This window comes from Aliiglaciecola sp. CAU 1673, from assembly GCF_029223185.1.
Classification (GTDB): Bacteria; Pseudomonadota; Gammaproteobacteria; order Enterobacterales; family Alteromonadaceae; genus Bowmanella.
In genome coordinates this window covers 17,492-38,349 of sequence record NZ_JARHUG010000010.1, presented here as the reverse complement: position 1 = coordinate 38,349, position 20,858 = coordinate 17,492, and the positions used below count along the sequence as shown (strand labels likewise).

Annotated in this window: 15 protein-coding genes; 10 read left to right on the top strand and 5 right to left on the bottom strand. The window is 50.4% G+C overall.

Annotation, left to right across the window (positions count from 1 at the left end):
* The first annotated feature begins 18 nt into the window (after nucleotides 1-18).
* Nucleotides 19-936, top strand: coding sequence for a DMT family transporter (locus P2G88_RS10990; protein WP_275795916.1), 918 nt, complete (start codon nucleotides 19-21; stop codon nucleotides 934-936).
* A gap of 69 nt (nucleotides 937-1,005) precedes the next feature.
* Here P2G88_RS10990 and pyk read toward each other — a convergent pair whose 3' ends face one another.
* Nucleotides 1,006-2,442, bottom strand: a complete 1,437-nt coding sequence (pyk, locus tag P2G88_RS10985) for a pyruvate kinase (protein WP_275795915.1) — start codon at nucleotides 2,440-2,442, stop codon at nucleotides 1,006-1,008.
* Nucleotides 2,443-2,680: 238 nt separating this feature from the next.
* Nucleotides 2,681-3,526 (bottom strand): MurR/RpiR family transcriptional regulator, encoded by an 846-nt coding sequence (locus tag P2G88_RS10980; RefSeq protein ID WP_275795914.1) that lies wholly within the window; start codon nucleotides 3,524-3,526, stop codon nucleotides 2,681-2,683.
* A 256-nt stretch (nucleotides 3,527-3,782) separates the two neighbouring features.
* Between P2G88_RS10980 and zwf the strand changes: the two genes are divergently transcribed.
* From zwf to P2G88_RS10955, 5 genes are read left to right on the top strand one after another with little or no spacing between them, the layout of a single operon-like run.
* Nucleotides 3,783-5,273, top strand: coding sequence for a glucose-6-phosphate dehydrogenase (gene zwf / locus P2G88_RS10975; protein WP_275795913.1), 1,491 nt, complete (start codon nucleotides 3,783-3,785; stop codon nucleotides 5,271-5,273).
* Nucleotides 5,274-5,280: 7 nt separating this feature from the next.
* Nucleotides 5,281-5,967, top strand: a complete 687-nt coding sequence (gene pgl, locus P2G88_RS10970) for a 6-phosphogluconolactonase (protein ID WP_275795912.1) — start codon at nucleotides 5,281-5,283, stop codon at nucleotides 5,965-5,967.
* Nucleotides 5,968-5,975: 8 nt separating this feature from the next.
* Nucleotides 5,976-7,805 carry a phosphogluconate dehydratase gene (gene edd, locus P2G88_RS10965; protein WP_275795911.1) on the top strand — a complete coding sequence of 610 codons (1,830 nt, stop codon included), beginning with the start codon at nucleotides 5,976-5,978 and terminating at the stop codon, nucleotides 7,803-7,805.
* Complete coding sequence (locus P2G88_RS10960) at nucleotides 7,802-8,755, top strand: glucokinase (protein WP_275795910.1); 954 nt, start codon at nucleotides 7,802-7,804, stop codon at nucleotides 8,753-8,755. The genes edd and P2G88_RS10960 overlap by 4 nt, the downstream gene beginning before the upstream one ends.
* 4 nt (nucleotides 8,756-8,759) lie before the next feature.
* Nucleotides 8,760-9,413 carry a bifunctional 4-hydroxy-2-oxoglutarate aldolase/2-dehydro-3-deoxy-phosphogluconate aldolase gene (locus P2G88_RS10955; protein WP_275795909.1) on the top strand — a complete coding sequence of 218 codons (654 nt, stop codon included), beginning with the start codon at nucleotides 8,760-8,762 and terminating at the stop codon, nucleotides 9,411-9,413.
* Between the two features lie 56 nt (nucleotides 9,414-9,469).
* Here the strand turns inward: P2G88_RS10955 and P2G88_RS10950 are convergent, their stop codons facing one another.
* Both P2G88_RS10950 and gap read right to left on the bottom strand, forming a co-directional pair.
* Nucleotides 9,470-10,309 carry a D-hexose-6-phosphate mutarotase gene (locus P2G88_RS10950; RefSeq protein WP_275795908.1) on the bottom strand — a complete coding sequence of 280 codons (840 nt, stop codon included), beginning with the start codon at nucleotides 10,307-10,309 and terminating at the stop codon, nucleotides 9,470-9,472.
* A 111-nt stretch (nucleotides 10,310-10,420) separates the two neighbouring features.
* The gene (gap, locus tag P2G88_RS10945) at nucleotides 10,421-11,428 is read right to left on the bottom strand and encodes a type I glyceraldehyde-3-phosphate dehydrogenase (RefSeq protein ID WP_275795907.1); all 1,008 of its coding nucleotides are present in this window, start codon (nucleotides 11,426-11,428) and stop codon (nucleotides 10,421-10,423) included.
* A 203-nt stretch (nucleotides 11,429-11,631) separates the two neighbouring features.
* Here gap and malQ point away from each other — a divergent pair, with 203 nt between their 5' ends.
* The 4 genes from malQ to gndA all read left to right on the top strand — a co-directional run bounded on the left by malQ (nucleotide 11,632) and on the right by gndA (nucleotide 19,701).
* Nucleotides 11,632-13,833, top strand: coding sequence for a 4-alpha-glucanotransferase (gene malQ / locus P2G88_RS10940; protein WP_275795906.1), 2,202 nt, complete (start codon nucleotides 11,632-11,634; stop codon nucleotides 13,831-13,833).
* Nucleotides 13,834-13,845: 12 nt separating this feature from the next.
* A complete protein-coding gene (glgB, locus tag P2G88_RS10935) occupies nucleotides 13,846-16,029 on the top strand; it encodes a 1,4-alpha-glucan branching protein GlgB (protein ID WP_275795905.1) in 2,184 nt (727 codons plus the stop codon).
* Nucleotides 16,022-18,091, top strand: a complete 2,070-nt coding sequence (gene glgX / locus P2G88_RS10930) for a glycogen debranching protein GlgX (protein ID WP_275795904.1) — start codon at nucleotides 16,022-16,024, stop codon at nucleotides 18,089-18,091. The genes glgB and glgX overlap by 8 nt, the downstream gene beginning before the upstream one ends.
* Before the next feature lie 77 nt (nucleotides 18,092-18,168).
* The gene (gene gndA / locus P2G88_RS10925; protein ID WP_275795903.1) at nucleotides 18,169-19,701 is read left to right on the top strand and encodes an NADP-dependent phosphogluconate dehydrogenase; all 1,533 of its coding nucleotides are present in this window, start codon (nucleotides 18,169-18,171) and stop codon (nucleotides 19,699-19,701) included.
* Nucleotides 19,702-19,808: 107 nt separating this feature from the next.
* On the opposite strand, the gene P2G88_RS10920 is transcribed toward gndA, so the two are convergent.
* Nucleotides 19,809-20,603 carry a DUF2989 domain-containing protein gene (locus P2G88_RS10920; protein ID WP_275795902.1) on the bottom strand — a complete coding sequence of 265 codons (795 nt, stop codon included), beginning with the start codon at nucleotides 20,601-20,603 and terminating at the stop codon, nucleotides 19,809-19,811.
* Nucleotides 20,604-20,858 lie beyond the last annotated feature (255 nt).

Here is a 20,858-nt window from a genome sequence, read left to right as displayed (position 1 = left end):
CTTGTGCAAGGAGACATTGTGCAGACCGTTCAAGTCAGGCATTGGTATGGTTTCGGCTTGTCACTGCTGACAGCCGTGCTGTGGGGCATGTTACCGGTTTTCTTAAAGTTATGCCTGGAGGTGATGGATGCCATTACTATTACCTGGTATCGCTTTACTCTGGCTGCCCTTTTTGTGGGATGGTTGCTGCATCGCACCAAGGCTCTCCCGCCGCTTAGGGCCATTAGCCGCAGTAACAATATGCTGATTGCGATGGCTGCCATCGGCCTGATCGCCAACTATGTGCTCTACCTACAGGGCCTGCACTACCTCAATCCGGAAACGGCACAGGTGCTGATTCAACTGGCGCCGTTTTTACTGATGGTTGGCGGTATTATCATCTACAAGGAACGCTTTAATCGCTATGAAACCTTCGGTGCCTTGGTGTTGCTGGCAGGCTTGTTGTTGTTTTTTAATGATCGCCTGGCATTGTTATTCAGCTCTTTGGGGCAGTACACCCTTGGCGTGTTGATGGTGATTGTGGCGGCGATCACCTGGGCCGCTTATGCCTTATCACAAAAACATCTGCTTAAAGCGCTGACGGCGAAACAGCTGACCCTGTTGCTGTATTGTGCTGGTTGTATCGTGTTGCTGCCATTTTCAAATTTAAACACTGTGCTGAACATGAATACGTTGCAATTGGCCGCATTGATATTCTGTTGTGCTAATACCGTAGTGGCCTATGGCGCCTTTACCGAAGCGTTGCATGTTTGGCATGCCTCTAAAGTGAGTGCCGTGATTGCTTTGGCGCCCCTTTTTACGTTTTTAAGTATGGAAGCCGCAGTGCGTATTTGGCCTAGTCATTTTGTCCCCAGTGACTTGGATCAGTGGGCTTATATTGGCGCAGGACTGGTGATGATGGGATCGATGCTGGCTGCAGCAGGGAAGGCAAAATAATCTTCTGCGTACGGTGGATTCTGAAATGAAAAAGGGAGCCTCGGCTCCCTTTTCTCTTGCTGATTCGGATTACGGCACAACCACTATCTTACAGCCGTTGGTTGCTCCTTCGGTTTCCATTTCGTCGCCATAGGTCATGACAAAATGATCGCCGCTATCGACCAGGTTACGTTCGCGCAGACAGGCGATAACATCCAGTTTCAGCTGACCAGGCACGCTATGGGTGGAGTCGAAATAGACCGGTTTTACGCCGCGGTAAAGCGCCATTTGATTCAGTGAAGGCTCATGTCTGGACAGGCCGTAGATAGGCAACGAACTGGTAATACGAGACATCAGCCTGGCAGTGCCGCCGCTTTCTGTCAGCGCTACTATGGCCTTAATACTGGGCAAATGATTGGCCGCATAGACTGCCGATAAAGCTGTGGTTTCGCTAATAGAGCTGAAGCTTTCATCGATACGGTGCTTGGAAATTTTAACGCTGGGATGGGTTTCAGCGCCTTCACAGACACGAGCCATGGCTTTGACCGTTTCCACGGGGTAGTCGCCTGCAGCGGTTTCTGCTGACAGCATCACCGCATCGGTGCCATCCAACACGGCATTGGCCACGTCCATGACTTCGGCACGGGTCGGCATGGGGCTGCTGATCATTGACTCCATCATCTGTGTGGCGGTGATCACCACTTTATTCAATTGCCTGGAGCGGGAGATTAACTTTTTCTGTACGCCAACCAGTTCGGCGTCGCCGATTTCCACCCCTAAATCCCCGCGGGCTACCATCACGGCGTCGCTGGCGCTGATCACATCGTCCATGGCCGCTTCGCTGGCAACTGCTTCGGCACGCTCTACCTTGGCGCAGATTTTGGCTTTGCAGCCGGCCGCTTCGGCTAATTGGCGGGCGTAGCGCAGATCATCACCGTTACGGGGAAAAGACACGGCCAAGTAATCCACATTCATCAGGGCAGCGGTTTTTATGTCTTCCTTGTCTTTGTCGGTCAGCGCTTCGGCCGAAAGGCCTCCACCCAAGCGGTTAATGCCCTTGTTATTGGATAATTTACCGCCAACGGTAACCTTGGTATGCACTTCATTGCCGTTGACCGAATCTACCTGTAACTGGATACGGCCATCATCCAACAGCAGGATATCGCCGGAAGACACATCCTGGGGCAGGGCTTTGTAGTCAATGCCGACGCGCTCTTTGGTTCCGGCATCACGGGCAAGATCGGCATCCAGAATAAAATGGTCGCCAATGGCCAGGTTAACTGAGCCGTCTACAAATTTGGCCACGCGGATTTTAGGGCCTTGCAAATCCCCTAATATAGCGACGTACTTACCCAATTTGGCTGCCGCAGCCCTCACCAGGTTGGCCCGATGAATATGATCTTCGGCGCTGCCATGAGAAAAGTTCATACGTACTACATTGGCGCCTGCAGAAATAATGGCTTCGATCATTTCGGGAGTATTTGTGGCAGGGCCTAAGGTGGCGACGATTTTTGTTCTTCTGAGCATATGAGGTGTCACTCTGTTGTCATTGGGCGTTATGCCGCCCTTTGTACGGTGGACGAAAGTATAGCTGTAATTTTATTACAAAATAACGCGGAGTAAGAAAGAGTTTGTGAAATTATTTAACAAGTTATTCAGAGGGGATGCCGCCAGGCCCGCCAGCCTGCGGCATCGGTAACAGGCCCGACCAGGAAATCCTCTTAAGGGTGTTCCTTCCAGGGACTATCTGTCAGGGACGTCATGGCTACCGCTTGTCGTAGCGGGACTCCCTGAGGGTATCTTTTACACGTTTAAGGTTTTCACGGAATTTGGTACCACGGCGCAGGGTAAAGCCGGTGGCAAGCACGTCAATCAGGGTTAACTGGGCGATACGCGATGCCATTGGCATATACATATCGGTATCTTCCGGCACATCAAGAGAGATCACCAAACTGCATTCACGGGCCAGTGGACTGTCTTTAGAGGTAATACCGATAACCGTTGCATCATTGCCCCTGGCAATCTGCGCCACATCCACCAAGCTTTTGGTGCGACCGGTGTGGGAAATCAATACCACCACATCCTCTTCCGTGCAGTTCATACAGCTCATACGCTGCATCAGTATGTCGTCAAAGTAGACCACGGGCACGTTGAAACGGAAGAATTTATTGAGCGCATCATGAGCAACCGACGCAGATGCGCCAAGGCCGAAAAAAGAAATTTTTTGCGCTTGGGTTAACAAATCCACTGCCCGGTTGATCACGCTGATATCAAGCGATTGGCGCGCTACTTCCAATGAGGCCATGGTCGATTCAAATATTTTATTAGTGTACTCGTCAGGCCCGTCAGTCTCTTCCACATGGCGGTTTACATAGGGCGTACCGTTAGCCAGACTTTGAGCCAAATGCAGTTTGAAGTCGGGAAACCCTTTGGTGTCTAACCGACGGCAGAAACGGTTTACCGTTGGTTCGCTGACGTTAGACATCTTGGCCAGGGTGGCGATGCTGGAATGAATAGCGGTCTGTGGGTTAGCCAGAATCGCTTCAGCTACCTTACGCTCAGACTTGCTAAAGACCGCCTGATTTTGACTGATTTTTTCAAGAATGTTCATACGCACAACATTTTATTACTTATAATGATGTGTCTATTCTTGTAATTTTTTGACAGCTTGACCAGCTTTTTTCGTCATGAAGCCGCTAAAAACGGAAACATATGGGAATTCAACGACAAATTGCTGTTGTATAAGTTGTAATATTACTACATTTGGGGCTAATATAACCTGGTGTTAACAATTTAGCCTTGAGTAATCTAGTAAACTTACAAAAGTTTATAGACTATTTTGACTTCTATTTATTCAGGTTGAAACTATGGTGTTGCAAAATTCTGTCAAGCCTTGTGATTTCGTACTCTTTGGGACCAAAGGGGATTTGGCTCGGCGCAAACTCCTGCCTTCTTTATATCAGCTGGACAAGGCTGGCCTTGTGCATGCGGACACCAAGATTATCGGTGTTGCCCGCAACGATATCAGTGACCAAGAGTATGTGGCGCTGGTCAAAGAAAACATTGAAAAATTCACTGGCGAATCCCTTTGCGAAGAATCATGGGGCCGTTTTAGTGCCAAGTTAGACTATGTATGCGTGGACATGCAGGACATCAATGCCTATGCGTCACTTCTTGAGCATGTGGATGCCGAGCGCACCATGGTCTGCTATCTCGCCACCCCGCCTTCCATTTATGGCGACATCTGCAAAGGTCTGAACGCGGCTGGCATCATCGACCCCAGCGTGCGCGTGGTGCTGGAAAAACCCATTGGTCATGATTTGGCGACTTCGAAAGTGATTAACAATCAGGTGGCTGAATTCTTTGATGAAAACCAGATTTACCGAATCGACCACTATCTGGGTAAAGAAACGGTCTTAAACCTGATAGCGCTGCGTTTTGCCAATTCAATTTTTGCCACTAACTGGGATCACAATTGCATCGATCATGTGCAGATTAGCGTAGCCGAGTCTGTGGGGATTGAGGGACGTTGGGGCTACTTCGATCAGGCCGGTCAAATGCGTGATATGGTGCAAAATCACCTGCTGCAAATTCTCACCTTGATTGCCATGGAGCCGCCGACAAACCTCGATGCTGACAGTATTCGTGATGAGAAGCTGAAAGTGTTGAAGGCACTGCGTCCCATCAACAGCAGCAATATCGGCGAGAAAACCGTTCGTGGCCAATACGGCAGTGGTTTCGTGAAAGGCAAAGAGGTGCCTGGCTATCTGGAAGAGCCTGATGCTAACCAACGTAGCGAAACAGAAACCTTTGTGGCGATCAAAGTAGAGTTGGATAACTGGCGCTGGGCCGGTGTGCCTTTCTACATTCGCACCGGAAAGCGTATGCCCACTAAAGTCAGTGAAATTGTGATCTACTTTAAGCCGCAACCGCATAACTTGTTTAAAGACAGTTTTAACAAGCTACCACCTAACAAACTGACCATACGCCTGCAGCCCGATGAAGGGGTTGAAATCACTGTGATGAACAAGGTTCCGGGTCTGACCGGCTCCAGCTCCATGGATCTGCAAAAGACCAAGCTTAACCTGAGTTTCTCCGAAACCTTCAAGGATGAGCGAATTGCCGATGCCTACGAGAAATTGCTGTTGGAAGTGATGCTGGGCAATCAGGCGCTCTTTGTGCGTCGGGATGAAATCGAACAAGCATGGCGCTGGGTGGACAGCATTATTGAAGCCTGGGAAAACAGCAATGAACCGCCAGAGCCTTATCAGGCAGGCACCTGGGGACCAGTAGCCTCTATAGCCCTAATGGCTCGTGACGAGCGCGCCTGGTATGAAAGCAAGTTGACCAAAAAGTAGGTGGCTGATGAAACAGAGTATTTATGCCAGTACAAAAGAGCTGAATCAGCAATTTGCTGCGCGTATTGCCTCAATCCTTGAAAACGCCATTCAATCCCGCGGTGTGGCCAGCCTCATCGTCTCAGGTGGTCGCACGCCCCAGGAGTTTTTCGCCCAATTGTCACAACGCGACCTGGACTGGCCAAAAGTGACCATCAGCCTGGCCGATGAACGATGGGTTGACGTGGACGATGCAGCCAGCAACGAAAAAATGGTACGCGAGCATTTGTTAGTCAATAAGGCGGCATCTGCGCGTTTTGTTGGCTTGAAAAATGCGCAGCAAAGTGCAGAGCAGGGTGTTGACGCCTGTTGTCAGGCGGTCAATAGCATCCCGGCCCCCTTTGATGTGGTGATCCTGGGGATGGGTGAAGATGGCCATACGGCGTCCTTGTTTCCTTGCTCGGCGCAGATAACGGCTGGTTTGGATCTCAAATATCCGAAGTCATGTCTGGCTGTGCAGCCCACCACGGCGCCTCATTGGCGAATGTCCCTGAGTCTGGCCAAACTATTGGATGCCAATCATCACTTTTTACATCTGACCGGCGACAGCAAGAAAGCGGTGCTGGAAAAAGCCCTGGCAGGGGATGATGAACTTGAAATGCCCATTCGTGCCGTGCTCTCAAGAGCCGATGTGGAATTGATTTGGGCGCCATAGGAGAACCCATGAATTCAGTTATTTTGGAAGTCACTGAGCGCATTATTGAGCGCAGTAAGGCAACGAGAGCGCAATATCTGGCCAAAATAGACACAGCCAGAGGGCAGGGCCCGCATCGTGGGGTGTTGTCATGCGGAAACCTGGCCCATGGCTTTGCGGCCTGTAATGCCGATGATAAGGCCAGCCTGCGCAGCATGACCAAAGCCAATATCGCTATCGTCTCTTCCTACAACGATATGTTGTCAGCTCATCAACCCTATGAAAGCTATCCGGCCATTATTAAACAGGCGGTACATGAAGTGGGCAGCGTGGCGCAGTTTGCCGGTGGTGTGCCGGCCATGTGTGATGGGGTTACCCAAGGTAATCCGGGTATGGACCTGAGCCTGATGAGCCGGGATGTGATTGCCATGTCCACCGCTGTTGCACTGTCGCACAACATGTTTGATGGCGCCTTAATGTTGGGCATCTGCGACAAGATCGTGCCCGGACTTTTGCTGGGCGCTCTGAGTTTCGGTCACTTACCCACTGTTTTCGTGCCTGCCGGCCCTATGCCTTCTGGCATTCCAAATAAAGAAAAAGCGCGGGTACGTCAGGCCTATGCTGAAGGTAAGGCGACGCGCGAGGAGCTGCTTGAAGCCGAAGCCAAGTCTTATCATTCTGCTGGTACCTGCACCTTCTACGGGACCGCTAATAGCAACCAGTTGGTGGTAGAGGTAATGGGACTGCATCTGCCGGGCTCTTCATTCGTTAATCCCGGTACGGCCCTTCGCGATGAACTGACCAAGGCGGCAGCGATACAAGCCACCCGCTTAACGGACTTAGGCGATAGCTATATGCCCATCGGCCATATAGTCGATGCCAAGTCCATTGTTAATGGTTTGGTGGCGCTGATCGCTACCGGCGGCTCAACCAACCACACTATGCATTTGGTGGCAGTGGCAAGAGCGGCCGGCTATCTGATCAACTGGGATGACTTCTCCGATCTGTCTAATGCCGTACCGCTTCTGACCCGTATTTATCCCAACGGCTCGGCCGATATTAACCATTTCAGCGCGGCTGGCGGTATGGCGCTGCTGTTTAAAGAATTGCTGGAAGCAGGTTTACTGCATAACGATGTCAACACCATTTGCGGCCATGGCCTGGAGCGCTATACCCAGGAGCCGGTGCTGGCAGAGGGTAAGCTGCAATGGCGTGATGGGCCTAAAACCTCCATCGACACCTCGGTCTTTGCTTCAGTGAAAGCCCCGTTTAAACCGGATGGTGGTTTGGCTGTGCTGAAAGGCAATCTGGGGCGCGCTGTAATAAAGACTTCAGCGCTTCGTGAAGGGAAAACCCACCTCAGAGGTCCGGCTGTGGTTTTTGAGGATCAGTTTGAACTGGATAAAGCCTTTAAAGCCGGTGAGTTGGACCGTGATTGTATTGTGGTCGTGCGATTCCAGGGGCCAAAAGCCATCGGTATGCCCGAATTGCACCGTCTGACGCCGCCTTTGGGTGTATTGCAGGACCGTGGATATCAGGTGGCGCTGGTGACTGACGGTCGTATGTCCGGTGCCTCCGGTAAGGTGCCCGCCGCTATTCACGTTACGCCAGAGGCCTACGAAGGTGGACTGTTGGCCAAGGTAATGAACGGCGACATTATTGAACTGAATGCCGAAACGGGCCAGCTTAAGCTGCATGTGTCCGATGAAGAATTGGCCAAACGACCTATCAAGGCGGCCAATATTGAACATCATTTGCAAGGCATGGGACGGGAGATGTTTGCCGGTATGCGTTCTTGCCTGACCGGCGCCGAAGAAGGCGCTTGTTCCTTGTTTGTCAGACAGGTACAAAACCTATGAACGCGAAATTCGTAGCCGATGTGGGCGGCACTAACATTCGTTTGGCTCAGGTGGTCAATGGTCAGCTTACTGCTATCCAGAAATACCTGTGTAACGACTATGCCACTATCAACGATGCTATCACTGCCTATACGGCCTCTTATCCCGATCTGGATTTTCGTGCTGGCTGTATCGCTATTGCCTGCCCGGTAGATAAAGATCTGATCAAGATGACCAATCACCATTGGCAGTTTTCCAAGGCTGCGCTTAAAGAAGCGCTGAAGCTGGATTGGCTGGATGTGATTAACGACTATACCGCCATTGCCATGTCGCTGCCGGTGTTGGCCGATGATCAGAAAGAGCAGATTGGCGGTGGCAAAGCCGAGCCTAATAAAAGTATTGCTGTCTTTGGGCCCGGAACAGGCCTGGGAGTGGGGCATTTGATCCCCGCCAGCAGTGGTTGGCAATGTTTGGATGGCGAAGGCGGCCATGTGGACTTTGCCCCAGTGGATGAAACTGACGTGGTGATCTGGCGTTTTCTGACCAAAAAGTATGGTCATGCTTCCGCCGAAGAAGTGTTATCCGGTCGTGGTATTGTGCAAATCTATCAAGCCATAGCCGAACATTCAGGTCGCTTTGCCGATTTAACCGATCCAGCTGATATAACCGAGCGCGCGCTGCTCAATCGCTGTGACCTTTGTGTGGCCACCCTGAATCAGTTTTGTAAAGTGATGGGGAGCTTCGGCGGTAATTTAGCACTCAACCTTGGTACTTTTGGTGGTGTGTACATTGCCGGTGGTATCGCGCCTCGCTTTGTCGATTTTCTCAAGGCCAGTGAGTTTCGAGAGCGTTTTGAATACAAGGGCCGCTTCAAAGACTATGTGGCCGCCATTCCCACTTATGTAATAACCGAGCCGGAACACGGCCTGATAGGCACGGCAGCCTATCTTGAACAGCATTTCAAAGGGTAATGCCATGACTAAAGACTGGATGATTTCTTCCGAACAACTTTTCTCCCAAGGACCCGTGGTACCCGTACTGGTGATCAAGGATGTGGCCCATGCCGTGCCATTGGCCAAAGCATTAATAGACGGTGGGATCCGGGTATTGGAAGTGACACTGCGCACGCCTGCGGCGTTGGAAGTGATTCGAGAGATTGCCGATAAGGTGCCTGATGCCCTAGTGGGTGCCGGTACAGTGACCAACGCGGCGCAATTAAAACAAGTGGAAGAGGCGGGAGCCAAGTTTGCGATCAGCCCTGGCTTAACCCGTGAATTATTGGAAGCGGGCAATCGCAGCAAGATTGCGCTCATTCCCGGCATTTCTTCTATTTCTGAATTGATGGAAGGCAAAGATCTGGGCTACACCCACTTCAAATTCTTCCCGGCTGAAGCGTCAGGCGGCACAAAGACGCTGAAGTCTATTGGTGGGCCTTTCCCGGAAGTGGTGTTTTGTCCGACGGGGGGCATCGGTCTGAATAATTACCTCGATTATCTGGCCTTGCCTAACGTGCGCTGTGTGGGCGGCTCCTGGTTAGCGCCTGATGAGCTGGTGGCAACAGGGCAGTGGGACAAGATCACTGAACTGGCCAAAGAGGCGGTGAAAGGAGCGCAGACCGTAGAGGCCTGAGCGCTTGACTATTAAAAAAGCCAGGCACATGCCTGGCTTTTTTTATATTGCCCTTATCAGCCAATGATTTGAATAAGCTGATGCTCTTCGCCCACTTCCAGGGTTTTGCCCTGGGTAATGGCGGTTTCTACACACAGCATCTGCTGAAAGCCCATCGGCTCCATATCAGTGATGTCCTTGGTTTTGTCGATGCCGGGATTCCACACCACTACCGAATCATGACCTAGTGATCCTATCCGGGTGGTATTCTTACCGTCTTTTAATTCAACCTCGGGAGAGGCAAAGAGATGCACTCGGTCCACTTCACCTTCGATTGCATAGGAAGTCGGGGTGGGGAAGGCACTGAATCCCTGCGTTTTGTCCAGGTATTGGCCTTTCAGGCCGTTAAGTCTGACATTCTCAATATGGCTCACTGCAAAGTAGCTGTGCAGAGCAGCACAGTAGGTAAAAGGCTTATCCCCTTGATTGCTGGTAATAAGTCGAATACTCAGTCTTTCGCTGACCTCTACCTCTAAGAGTACCGATGCGATGCCATCAAAGCCTGCGCCATGCGTATCATGAGGCTGCAATTGCAGGGTGGTCTTTTCGAGTTCATCGTCGATGCGCACAACATGCCAGGGTTGACTACGCAGGTAACCATGGGCTGGTAACCCTGTAGTTTTTGCCTGACCAAACCAAGGCCAGCAAATCGGCACGCCGCCCCGGATTGCTTTGCTGCCATCTAACACGGCCTTGGGGCTTAACCAAAGCCGCTGTCGGCTGTCGTGCTTGGGCAAATAACTCAATACCTGGCCACCAAACAGACTGATTTCCACACTAGCAGTCTGGTTATCGATGGTAAGAATGTTTATCCCTGCATCGGTTTGTTTCTGAAAAACATGGGTGGAGAGTTTCACTGGCACATCCCGTTTATTGCGCTTAGATCATTAATATAATTTAGGTCAAACTTGATACCATAGATCGAAACCGGGGCAGAGCGCCCCGGTTAATTTTTTGTTTTTGGCAAACTACAGACTCAGCCAATACTGGGCATTATCCAGCATACGGTTACTAAAGCCCCACTCGTTGTCATACCACGACATCACTTTGACCAGGTTGCCCTGGACTTTGGTCTGGGTTGCATCAAAGATGGATGAGAAGGGGATATGGTTGAAATCGACGGATACCAACGGCAGTTCATTTACCGCTAGCACTTGGTTCATCGGTGATTGGGCTGCAGCCTTGGCAATAATGTCGTTCACTTCTTTTACCGAAGTTTCCCGGCTGGCGACAAAGTTGAGATCCACCAAAGAGACGTTAATCGTTGGGATCCTAACCGCCATGCCATCTACTTTGCCTTGTAACTCAGGGATCACCAGACCCACTGCCGCGGCAGCACCCGTTTTGGTCGGGATCATTGACATGGCGGCAGCTCGCGCACGACGCACATCGGTATGATACACATCACTTAGGCGCTGATCGTTGGTGTAAGCGTGGATGGTGGTCATCAGACCGCTTTGAATACCCAGTGCTTCATGCAGAGGCTTAGCAATAGGAGCCAGGCAGTTAGTGGTGCAGGAGGCATTAGAGATCACCGTCATATCCGCGGTTAACACATCGTGGTTCACACCGTAGACCACAGTGGCATCCACTTCGGTACCGGGGGCAGAAATAATGACTTTCCTGGCTCCTGCATCAATGTGCATCTGTGCCTGACTTTTCTTGGTAAACAGGCCGGTACATTCAAATACCACATCCACACCCAGCTTGCCCCAGGGTAAATCCGCAGGATTACGCTCACTGAACGTCAGGATTTTATCGTCATTAACGTAAATGGCTTCGCTGTCGTGGTTTACTTTGGCGGCAAAGCGGCCGTGGGCGGTGTCGTATTTGAGTAAATGGGCATTAATGGCGGCATCGCCTAAATCATTAATCGCCACTATGCTGATGTCATATTGTTTTTCGGCTTCATATAGTGCGCGCATGATGTTGCGGCCGATGCGTCCAAAGCCGTTGATTGCTACCTTGATGGTCATGGTTTGTCCTCGTCAGATGATGAGATGTAACTAAATTACAGAAATTATGGATCACTATGCCAAACAAGGCAAAAATATGTCAAAATAATGTTGCTAAATTACAATGCGGGATAGTGCAATGGCCCCTGAGTTCGGCTATGGTAAATGCTCCTAAAGCCACAGGTTTAGCCTTTTCCCCACAGAATACAAGGTGTTAGTCATTCATGAACGATTCAATGATTGAAAAGCTGGTCGAATTAAGAGGAATCGAATCGAACTTTATCGATGCCTGGGGCAAGCCAGCCCAAGTGGAGCCGGCCAGCAAGGCTAAGTTGCTTAAAGCCATGGGCTATCCTGTTGAAGACGAACAAGCGCTTCATCAAAAGTTAGACGAAGATGCGGCTAAAGCCTGGTTAAATCCCTTAGATCCCGTGCAGGTAAACCGCATCGGTGAACCTTTATTGATTGCTTTGCGTCTGCCAATTGAACTGGTAAATGACAGTTACGATATCGAATTGACCACTGAAGAAGGGGAGGTCATCACCCAAGGTATCGAGCCCTCCTCTGGCGAGCTGATTAATGTGGCGCATATTCAAGATGGTGAGTTTCAGGAATATATCCTAGCGCTGAGCGCCGAGCCGCCCATTGGCTATCACCAGGTAAGTCTAAAAGCAGGAGATGGTGAAGAACTCTCCACTATGCGTCTGATTATCGCCCCCAAGGCATGTTATAAGCCTGACAATATTGCCAAAGGCGAAAAGATGTGGGGTCTGAGCGTGCAGTTGTACTGCTTAAGAAGTGAGCGCAATTGGGGTATAGGTGATTTCAGCGATCTTAGCTATCTGATCCGTGAATCAGCAAAACAAGGTGCGCAATTTGTCGGGCTTAATCCAATTCATGCATTGTATCCTTCCAATCCTGATGCCTGCAGCCCCTACAGTCCCTCATCCAGACGTTGGTTGAATACCATTTATCTTGATGTGACGGCCATTGAAGGCTTTGAATCAAAAGACATACAAGCGCTGGTAACGAGTGAAAGCTTTAAACAGCGATTGGCAGAGGCAAGAGCAAAAGATCATGTGGATTACGCTACCGTCAGCAGTTTGAAGCTGGAAGCACTGCGGCTGGTCTTTGAACATTACAATCAGCAATACCTAAAGCATAACAGCAAACAGAACCGTGCCTTTAAAGCCTTTGTCAAAGAAGGGGGGGAAAGTCTGGAAATGCTGGCCACCTATGAAGCGCTGCAGGAAATGCTGAAGGCCGAAGGTAAGGACTTCTGGGGTTGGCCTGTCTTTCCCGCTGAATATGCTGAATATCATCTGGACGCGGTAAAGAAATTTAAAAAGTCTCACGCCGACAACATTAAGTTTTATCTTTTCCTTCAGTGGCAGGCGGCGCAGCAATTAGCTTTGGCTGATAAACAAGCCGATGACAATGGCATGTCCATTGGGATCTATCGTGATTTGGCCGTCGGGGTCAGTGAGGGAAGTGCTGAGATTTGGGGTAATCGAGAGCTTTATGCGACCGATGCCAGTGTAGGCGCTCCGCCGGATATCTTAGGCCCACTAGGACAGAACTGGGGCTTGCCGCCAATGGATCCGCTGGTCCTTTATCGTCAGCGCTATCAGCCCATTATCGATCTCTTTTCGTCCAATATGCAGTCTTGCGGGGCCCTGCGCATTGATCATGTCATGGCGCTGTTGCGTCTGTGGTGGGTTTATAAAGGGGATAATGCCAAGCAGGGGGGGTATGTGTATTACCCGGTCGATGATTTGTTGGGGATCCTGGCCCTGGAAAGTCATCGTCATCAGGCGTTGGTAATCGGTGAGGACTTGGGTACCGTTCCTGAAGAAATCCGTGAGAAGCTGGCAGATAACGGCGTGCATTCTTACCGGGTGTTCTTCTTCGAGCAAGCCAAAGACGGCGGTTTTTTCTCGCCCGCTCATTATCCCGAACAGTCGATGGCAACCCTGACCACCCATGATATGCCAACCCTGACCGGATTTTGGCATTGCCTGGATTTGGAACTGGGTAAGTCTCTGAATCTGTATCCTTCCGATGAGGTTTTGGCAGAGTTATACCGCACCCGTCATGAAAATAAACAGCAGTTGTTGGACACGCTGCACGGACATGGCTCTATTCCGCAGTGGATAGGTCGCTATGTGGATGAGGTGGGCATGAGCCGCGAATTAAATCATGGCATGCAGGTACATATGGCAAAAGGCAGCAGTGCGCTGCTGAGCCTGCAATTGGAAGACTGGTTGGAGATGGATAAGCCGGTCAATATTCCGGGCACCAGTAGCGAATATCCAAACTGGCGCCGCAAACTCAACCGCAGTTTAGAAGAGACCTTCAGTGATCCGGTCATTCAGGATCTGTCCAAACGGTTGACCGAAGCACGCAAACAAGCCTCTGCGCAATAACAAGGAGTACAGATGGACACTACATCACTAAGAAACGCCCAGTGTGCTGAGCCCTTTACCCTGCTAGGGCCTTTCAGTGATGAGCAGGGGCAGGGAATACGTGCTTGGTTACCGGGTGCGGGTAAGGTTCAGGCGATAAGTTTAGGCACTGGCAAAGTGCTGGGTACCATGCAGCCGCATGACGACAGTGCTTTGTTTGTGTTGTACCTAAAAGGTAAAAAAGCGGTGGGTCCCTATGCGCTGGAAGTGACTTCCAATCAGGGGCATCAGTATCAACGAATTGACCCCTATCAGTTCCAGGAAGAGGCTTTTCACGCCGTACATTATGTTGACCATGCGCCGGAAAATTTGTATCGACAACTTGGCGCACAGGTACTTGCCTTGGATATAGGATTGGATAAACAGGTGCGCGGTACCCGCTTTGCGGTGTTTGCACCTAACGCCAGCGCGGTATCCCTGGTCGGCGATTTCAATTGGTGGGATGGCAGTGCTCATCCGATGCAAAAAACCAGTCTTGGCTATTGGGTATTGTTTGTGCCGGGGGTTGAGCCTGGCTGCAAGTACAAGTATCAAATCAAAGACAGACATGGTCACAGCTTGCCTCATAAAGCTGACCCCGTTGGTTTTTACGCCGAGCAGTATCCGTCTCATGCGTCTATTGTTTACGACCATCAAGCCTATCAATGGCAGGACAACGCCTGGCGCGATAAGGCCATGGCCAACAAATACAACAGCCCCATGAGTATCTATGAGGTGCACTTGGGTTCTTGGCGGCGCAAACAGGACAATCAGTATCTCAGCTATCACGAATTGGCCGAGCAGTTGATCCCCTATGTCAAAGACATGGGCTATACCCATGTTGAGCTGCTTCCCATCTCTGAATATCCTTTCGATGGCTCCTGGGGCTACCAGCCGGTAGGACTATTTTCGCCGACCAGTCGCTTTGGAAATCCCGATGATTTCAAATATTTCGTCGATCAATGCCATCAGGCTGGTATCGGTGTGATTATCGACTGGGTGCCAGCACATTTCCCTGAAGATGGGCATGGCTTGGCGCGTTTCGATGGTACCCATGTTTATGAATATGAAGATCCGCGTAAGGGCTGGCATCCCGACTGGGATTCCTGCATCTATGACTTTGGCAAGGACACGGTTCGTCAATTCTTGGTGGCCAATGCGCTGTTTTGGTTAGATAAGTTCCATATAGACGGGCTCAGAGTTGATGCTGTTGCCTCTATGTTGTACCTGGATTACTCAAGGGATGAAGGGGAGTGGATCCCTAACGTAGATGGCGGCAATCATAATTATGAAGCCATCAGCCTGTTGCGCTGGATGAATCAGGAAGTCTACGCCAAGTTCCCGCATGCCATGACCATTGCCGAAGAATCGACAGCTTTTGCCAAGGTGTCACGCCCGGTGTATGAAAATGGACTGGGATTCGGCTTTAAGTGGAACATGGGCTGGATGCACGACTCGTTGCATTACATCAGTAAAGATCCGGCCTACCGACGTTATCACCATAACGAAATGACCTTCAGTATGGTGTATGCCTATGATGAAAACTTTATCCTGCCCATCTCCCATGACGAAGTGGTGCATGGCAAAGGTTCATTGCTGCGCAAAATGCCTGGAGACGAGTGGCAGCAGGCAGCCAATCATCGCTGCTATGCGGCCTTTATGTACGGCCATCCTGGCAAGAAACTCAACTTTATGGGCAATGAGATAGGACAAAGCGGCGAATGGAATCACGACAGTAGCGTGCAGTGGCATTTGCTCGATTTTGACAAGCATGCTGGCATTCAGCGCTTGTATCGGGATCTTAATCATCTGTATCAAAGCCAACCCGCCTTGCACCAATGTGACCATATGCCGGAAGGTTTCAGATGGTTGGATCATCACAATGCAGAGCAAAGTGTGTTGTCTTTTATCCGGCTGTCCGAGGGAAACCGCCAGAAAGTCTATGTAGTATGCAATTTTACGCCCGTTCCTCAGGAACTCTTCCGTCTCGGTGTTGCAGAGCCCGGAAATTACCGCCTGTTACTCAATACCGATGACACAGCCTACTGGGGAAGTGGTTATCAGGTAACGGAAAACGTCAAAGCAGAGCAGGTTAGTTGGAACGAACAGCCCTGGTCCATTGTTTTACGACTGCCACCCTTGGCGACACTTTTTATATTGCATGAGGCCGATGAGTAACCCTGACTTTAAACTCAGTGACGGCGTGCCGGCGCCGCTAGGTGCGACACTGACAGCCCATGGCTGCAACTTTGCGGTGCACGCACCTAATGCCAGTGCCGTGGAACTGTGTTTATTTCATGCCGACACGGAAGAGGAGTTGATCACCCTTCGCCTGCCTGCAAAAACGGGAAAAGTCTGGCATGGATGCGTGCAAGGCATTAAAGAAGGTCAGCTTTATGGGTATCGCGCCCATGGTAAAGATATGTTGGAACTGGGATTGCTCTTTAACTCGCAAAAGTTGTTGATCGATCCCTATGCCAAGCGCATAAATCGCCCGGCGGTATGGAATGCACGTCAGTATAAAGGGGACAGCCAATTCATGATCCCCAAGGCGGTGATCTGTAACACGCCACCACCCATAGAACCCGGTAGCAAACCCCACCTGGGTTTTGACGAATTTATCCTGTATGAAGCCCATATCAAGGGGATGACTCAGCTGCATCCCCAAGTGCCCACGGAAAAACGCGGTAAGTTTTTGGGCTTTTGTCAGCCTGTTATCCTCGAACATCTGAAGCAGTTGGGAGTAACGGCAGTGCAACTGATGCCAGTGACGGCTTTTATGTCAGAGCCCTGGCTGACCGAGCGCGGCTACAGTAATTACTGGGGATATAACCCCATTAATTTTTTTAGTCCCGATCCCCGTTATGCTATCGATGATCCTGTAGGGGAGTTCCGTGCCATGGTTAATGCCTTGCACGGTGCTGGTATTGAAGTGATCCTGGATGTGGTGTTTAACCACACTGCAGAAGGGGGCGTGGATGGCCCGATGCTTTCCTTCAAAGGCCTGGATAATACCGCCTTCTATTTGTTTGATCACAACGAATACGGGGCAATGAACTATCGTCACTACCTGAATAATTCTGGTTGTGGCAACAGCGTTAATGTGGCCCATCCCTATGTGATGAAAATGGTCATGGACGCGCTGCGCTATTGGGTAGAGATCATGGGCGTGGATGGCTTTCGCTTTGATTTAGCTGCCAGTTTAGGTCGTGATCCTTATGAGTTTTCTGCCCATGCCGGTTTTTTCAGAGCCTTGCGCCAAGATCCTGTCCTTGAGCGGGTAAAACTCATTGCAGAGCCCTGGGATATTGGGGCCGGTGGCTATCGTTTGGGTCACTTCCCTTCTCACTGGCACGAATGCAATGACAAGTACCGGGATACACTGCGCGCCTTCTGGCGCGGTGATAAAGGCTCCACCAGTGATTTTGCCACCCGCTTACTTGGCTCCCGGGATATCTTTCCAAAAGGTCAGCGTGCCATCCATACCTCAGTCAATATGGTGACCTACCACGATGGTTTTACGCTGGAAGATCTGGTCAGCTATCAGGAACGTCACAATGAAGCCAACGGCGAACAAAACCGTGACGGTCATGGACATAATATATCCGCTAATTACGGTGTTGAGGGCGCTACCCATAATCCGCAGATTCTGGCCTTACGTGACCGCCAGAAGCGAAATATGTTTGCCACCTTGTTGTTATCACAAGGGATCCCCCATGTATTGGGTGGTGATGAGCTGTGCCGCACACAGAAAGGCAATAATAATGCCTATTGCCAGGATAACGAGATTAGCTGGCTGGACTGGGAGTTAACCCAGCGCAAACAGGATTTTTTTGATTTCTGCCAGAAAGTGATTGCCATACGTAAAGGCAGCGAATTGCTCAGTAACTTAAGCCTTCAGGATGACAATTACATCAACAAGGTCAATGTCGAAAAGGTTGGTTGGTATCGGCCCGACGGGGCAGGCAAGGTTGTGGACGATTGGCAAGACGCCAACAATCAGGCCTTTGCCTTGCAGTTTAAAGGTGAGGGCGAGATTACCGAACACTGGCTAATCCTGTTTAATGCCGGCGACAATGACGTGGCGTTTGTACTGCCGTCTGAGCCGAAGGACTGGCAGTTGGAGTTGGATACCCGTTACAGCAGTGATGATGATTATCCTGTTCGGCAGATCACCGGCTTGTACGTGCAGGCCTACAAAAGTTTAAGCCTGCTGCGATGCCACACAGCAACGCCTTAAAGTTACAAGGCCATGTTCAATGTGTATAATCGCCGCCACTTCTGGGGCCTAACGTAAAAAACACTGACGGGGCAAACATGACGCTTGAAACTCAGCTGTGCGATATTGGTTTTATCGGTTTAGGGGTGATGGGTAAAAACCTGACCCTGAATCTGGCCGACAATGGCTACAAGATCGCCTGTTTCGATCTCGACCAGTCCAAGGTGGACGCCATTCTTGCCCAGGATGCGGCAGAGCGTGGGAGCCAGCCTCCCAGGGTGATGGGCTGCCGCTCGTATACTGAGCTACTTGGTAAGCTGAAATCTCCTCATCTGATTATCCTTTCTGTACCTGCGGGTGAGCCGGTAGATCATGTTTGTCATCACTTGATTGATGCCGGCATCGGCGCCGATGATATTGTGGTGGATACAGGCAACAGCTTGTGGACAGACTCCGTCGACCGTGAGCGTCAATACAAGGGCAAGCTGATTTTCTTCTCTACTGCGGTGTCTGGCGGTGAAGTGGGGGCGCGTTTTGGTCCCTCACTGATGCCATCAGGCGATCCCTATGCCTGGACGCGTATCGAGCCTGTGCTGAAGGCGATTGCTGCAAAGGTCGATCCGGCAAGTGGTAAACCGCTGGAATCTCATACACCAGGCAAGCCGGTTAAAGAAGGGGAACCTTGTGCCGCCTATATCGGCCCTGTGGGGGCTGGTCATTATGTGAAAATGGTGCATAACGGTATCGAATACGCCGACATGCAGATGATTTGTGAAACCTATCACATTATGCGCAGTGGTCTGGGGATGACACCCGCCGAAATTGCTGCCATTTTCCGCCAGTGGAACCAAGGTGAGCTAAACAGCTATCTGATGGAAATCAGTGCCGAGGTATTGGACAAGCATGACGATGAGAGTGGTCAGCCTTTGGTTGACGTGATCATGGATAAGGCTGGTCAAAAAGGTACCGGCCTGTGGACTGCGGTCAGCGCTTTGGAAGTAGGCAGTCCGGCACAGACCATCGCCCAAGCGGTCTTTGCCAGAGCCATTTCCAGTCTTAAGAATGAACGTTTGAAGGCTGCCGATATTCTGCCCGGACCTGAGCCGGTAAAGGTGGATGCCGCTAAACGGGATGCCGCGGTAAAAGCGCTGCATGATGCGCTGTATTGCTCCAAAATATGTGTTTACGCGCAAGGCTTTCAATTGATGGCGATGGCGTCATTGGAGCATGGCTGGAAGCTGGATTTTGCCCAGATTGCCAAGATCTGGCGCGCAGGCTGTATTATCCGTGCGGTATTCTTACAGTCGATTACCCAAGCCTATGAGCAAAACGAACAGTTGGATAATTTGCTGCTGGATCCCTTCTTTGCCGATCAGATCCGTTCCTATCAAAGCAATTGGCGTCGTGCCGTAGCCGATGCCTGTCTGATGGGGATCCCCTGCGCGGCCATGTCATCGGCGCTGAATTATTATGATTCCTATCGCAGTGCTGTTTTGCCTGCCAACTTGTTGCAGGGACAAAGAGACTATTTTGGCGCTCATACCTTTGAGCGCTTGGATAAGCCGCAAGGTAAAAAATATCACGTTGAGTGGAGCCAACCTGGCCAGCCCATTGTGGCTATTCGCAAGTAGGCCAATGCAGTTAAAAAAACGCCGGTCATGTCACCGGCGTTTTTTGTGTCAGCTTTTATTGTCACTTCACTAAAATATTTTTCTGTAACTAGATTTCAGTTTTTAGGTTACAGCGGGGCAATAAACCGCCCATCCTCGATTTGCTCGATGTAATGTTCTGCGGTCTTTTTCAAGGCCTTTGTCTGTATATTTTGCTGAACCAGAATACTTTCGATGCTGGTCAAATTCAGATCTTCCACGCCGAACTTCTGGCCAACATAGCCCCATATATAGGCTTGTTCGAAGCGCTCTTCTTTCATATTAATGGTGCTCAGGCTCAGAAATATTTCTGGATCGACCTCGGCATCCTCGCCATACAATTCCAGAGCATGGTAGAGCAGGCTGATGGTTTTAGGCCGGTCGAACTTACTGTAGTAAGTGGCCAGTGCAACCTGCATCTCCGGGTATTCTAATTCGCCGCGTTTTTCGTACTGCAAGAACGCCTTCAGTGCATCCTGATCATCAAAGCGTGACCAGTGGTAATAGAGTAAGTGCGGTACATCCACGCCTTGTGTTTCCCTGGCCAGGCGCTTGAGTTCACGCTCCGCTGTCATCAAACCGCGCACCCGTTCAGACTGCTTTTCTTTGAGCTTAATATGCTCGATGTCTGAGGCTTTGCTGATGCACTTTTTGTAATTTTCAAAACCCAATAGGAGGTCGTAGTTGAGCAAATCAGACGGGCTTTTCAGCTGCTCGTAACGGTCTTTAATAATTCGGGATTTCTCTGCCCGGCACCAGCTGTCGGGATTTAGGTCGCTACAAAGCTGCGGTTGCTGCTCGCAGATATCTTTGACGCTGACACTGCTGAAGGAGTCGCAACCCGTCAGTGCAGCCAAAACCACCATTCCCATAAACCTGTGCATGTAATACCTCGAGTGACTAAGCCGGTCTTAAAAGGTTCATGGCGGAACCTATGCAGACATAAAACTGAAGGAATTTTACCAAGAATTTGGCTGCAAACCCTTAAAATTTAACGATTCTGAAACTTTTGTACAATTTTGCGTCCCAGCACCGTTTCATTAAAATAGCGGCCGTTTTTGCCCATGGCAATGTCTGTGGATACTCAGATGGTTTGGCAACTTGTGGCCAGGCCTTCATTTTCCCAATGCGTAGAAGGC

Bases quoted from the DNA above. Each gene is read 5' to 3' on its own strand.
- glgB (WP_275795905.1), top strand. From the start codon at position 13,846: ATGGACACTACATCACTAAGAAACGCCCAGTGTGCTGAGCCCTTTACC.
- glgX (WP_275795904.1), top strand. From the start codon at position 16,022: ATGAGTAACCCTGACTTTAAACTCAGTGACGGCGTGCCGGCGCCGCTA.
- P2G88_RS10955 (WP_275795909.1), top strand. From the start codon at position 8,760: ATGACTAAAGACTGGATGATTTCTTCCGAACAACTTTTCTCCCAAGGA.
- malQ (WP_275795906.1), top strand. From the start codon at position 11,632: ATGAACGATTCAATGATTGAAAAGCTGGTCGAATTAAGAGGAATCGAA.
- pgl (WP_275795912.1), top strand. From the start codon at position 5,281: ATGAAACAGAGTATTTATGCCAGTACAAAAGAGCTGAATCAGCAATTT.
- gap (WP_275795907.1), bottom strand. From the start codon at position 11,428: ATGACCATCAAGGTAGCAATCAACGGCTTTGGACGCATCGGCCGCAAC.
- pyk (WP_275795915.1), bottom strand. From the start codon at position 2,442: ATGCTCAGAAGAACAAAAATCGTCGCCACCTTAGGCCCTGCCACAAAT.
- edd (WP_275795911.1), top strand. From the start codon at position 5,976: ATGAATTCAGTTATTTTGGAAGTCACTGAGCGCATTATTGAGCGCAGT.
- P2G88_RS10980 (WP_275795914.1), bottom strand. From the start codon at position 3,526: ATGAACATTCTTGAAAAAATCAGTCAAAATCAGGCGGTCTTTAGCAAG.
- zwf (WP_275795913.1), top strand. From the start codon at position 3,783: ATGGTGTTGCAAAATTCTGTCAAGCCTTGTGATTTCGTACTCTTTGGG.
- P2G88_RS10920 (WP_275795902.1), bottom strand. From the start codon at position 20,603: ATGCACAGGTTTATGGGAATGGTGGTTTTGGCTGCACTGACGGGTTGC.
- gndA (WP_275795903.1), top strand. From the start codon at position 18,169: ATGACGCTTGAAACTCAGCTGTGCGATATTGGTTTTATCGGTTTAGGG.
- P2G88_RS10960 (WP_275795910.1), top strand. From the start codon at position 7,802: ATGAACGCGAAATTCGTAGCCGATGTGGGCGGCACTAACATTCGTTTG.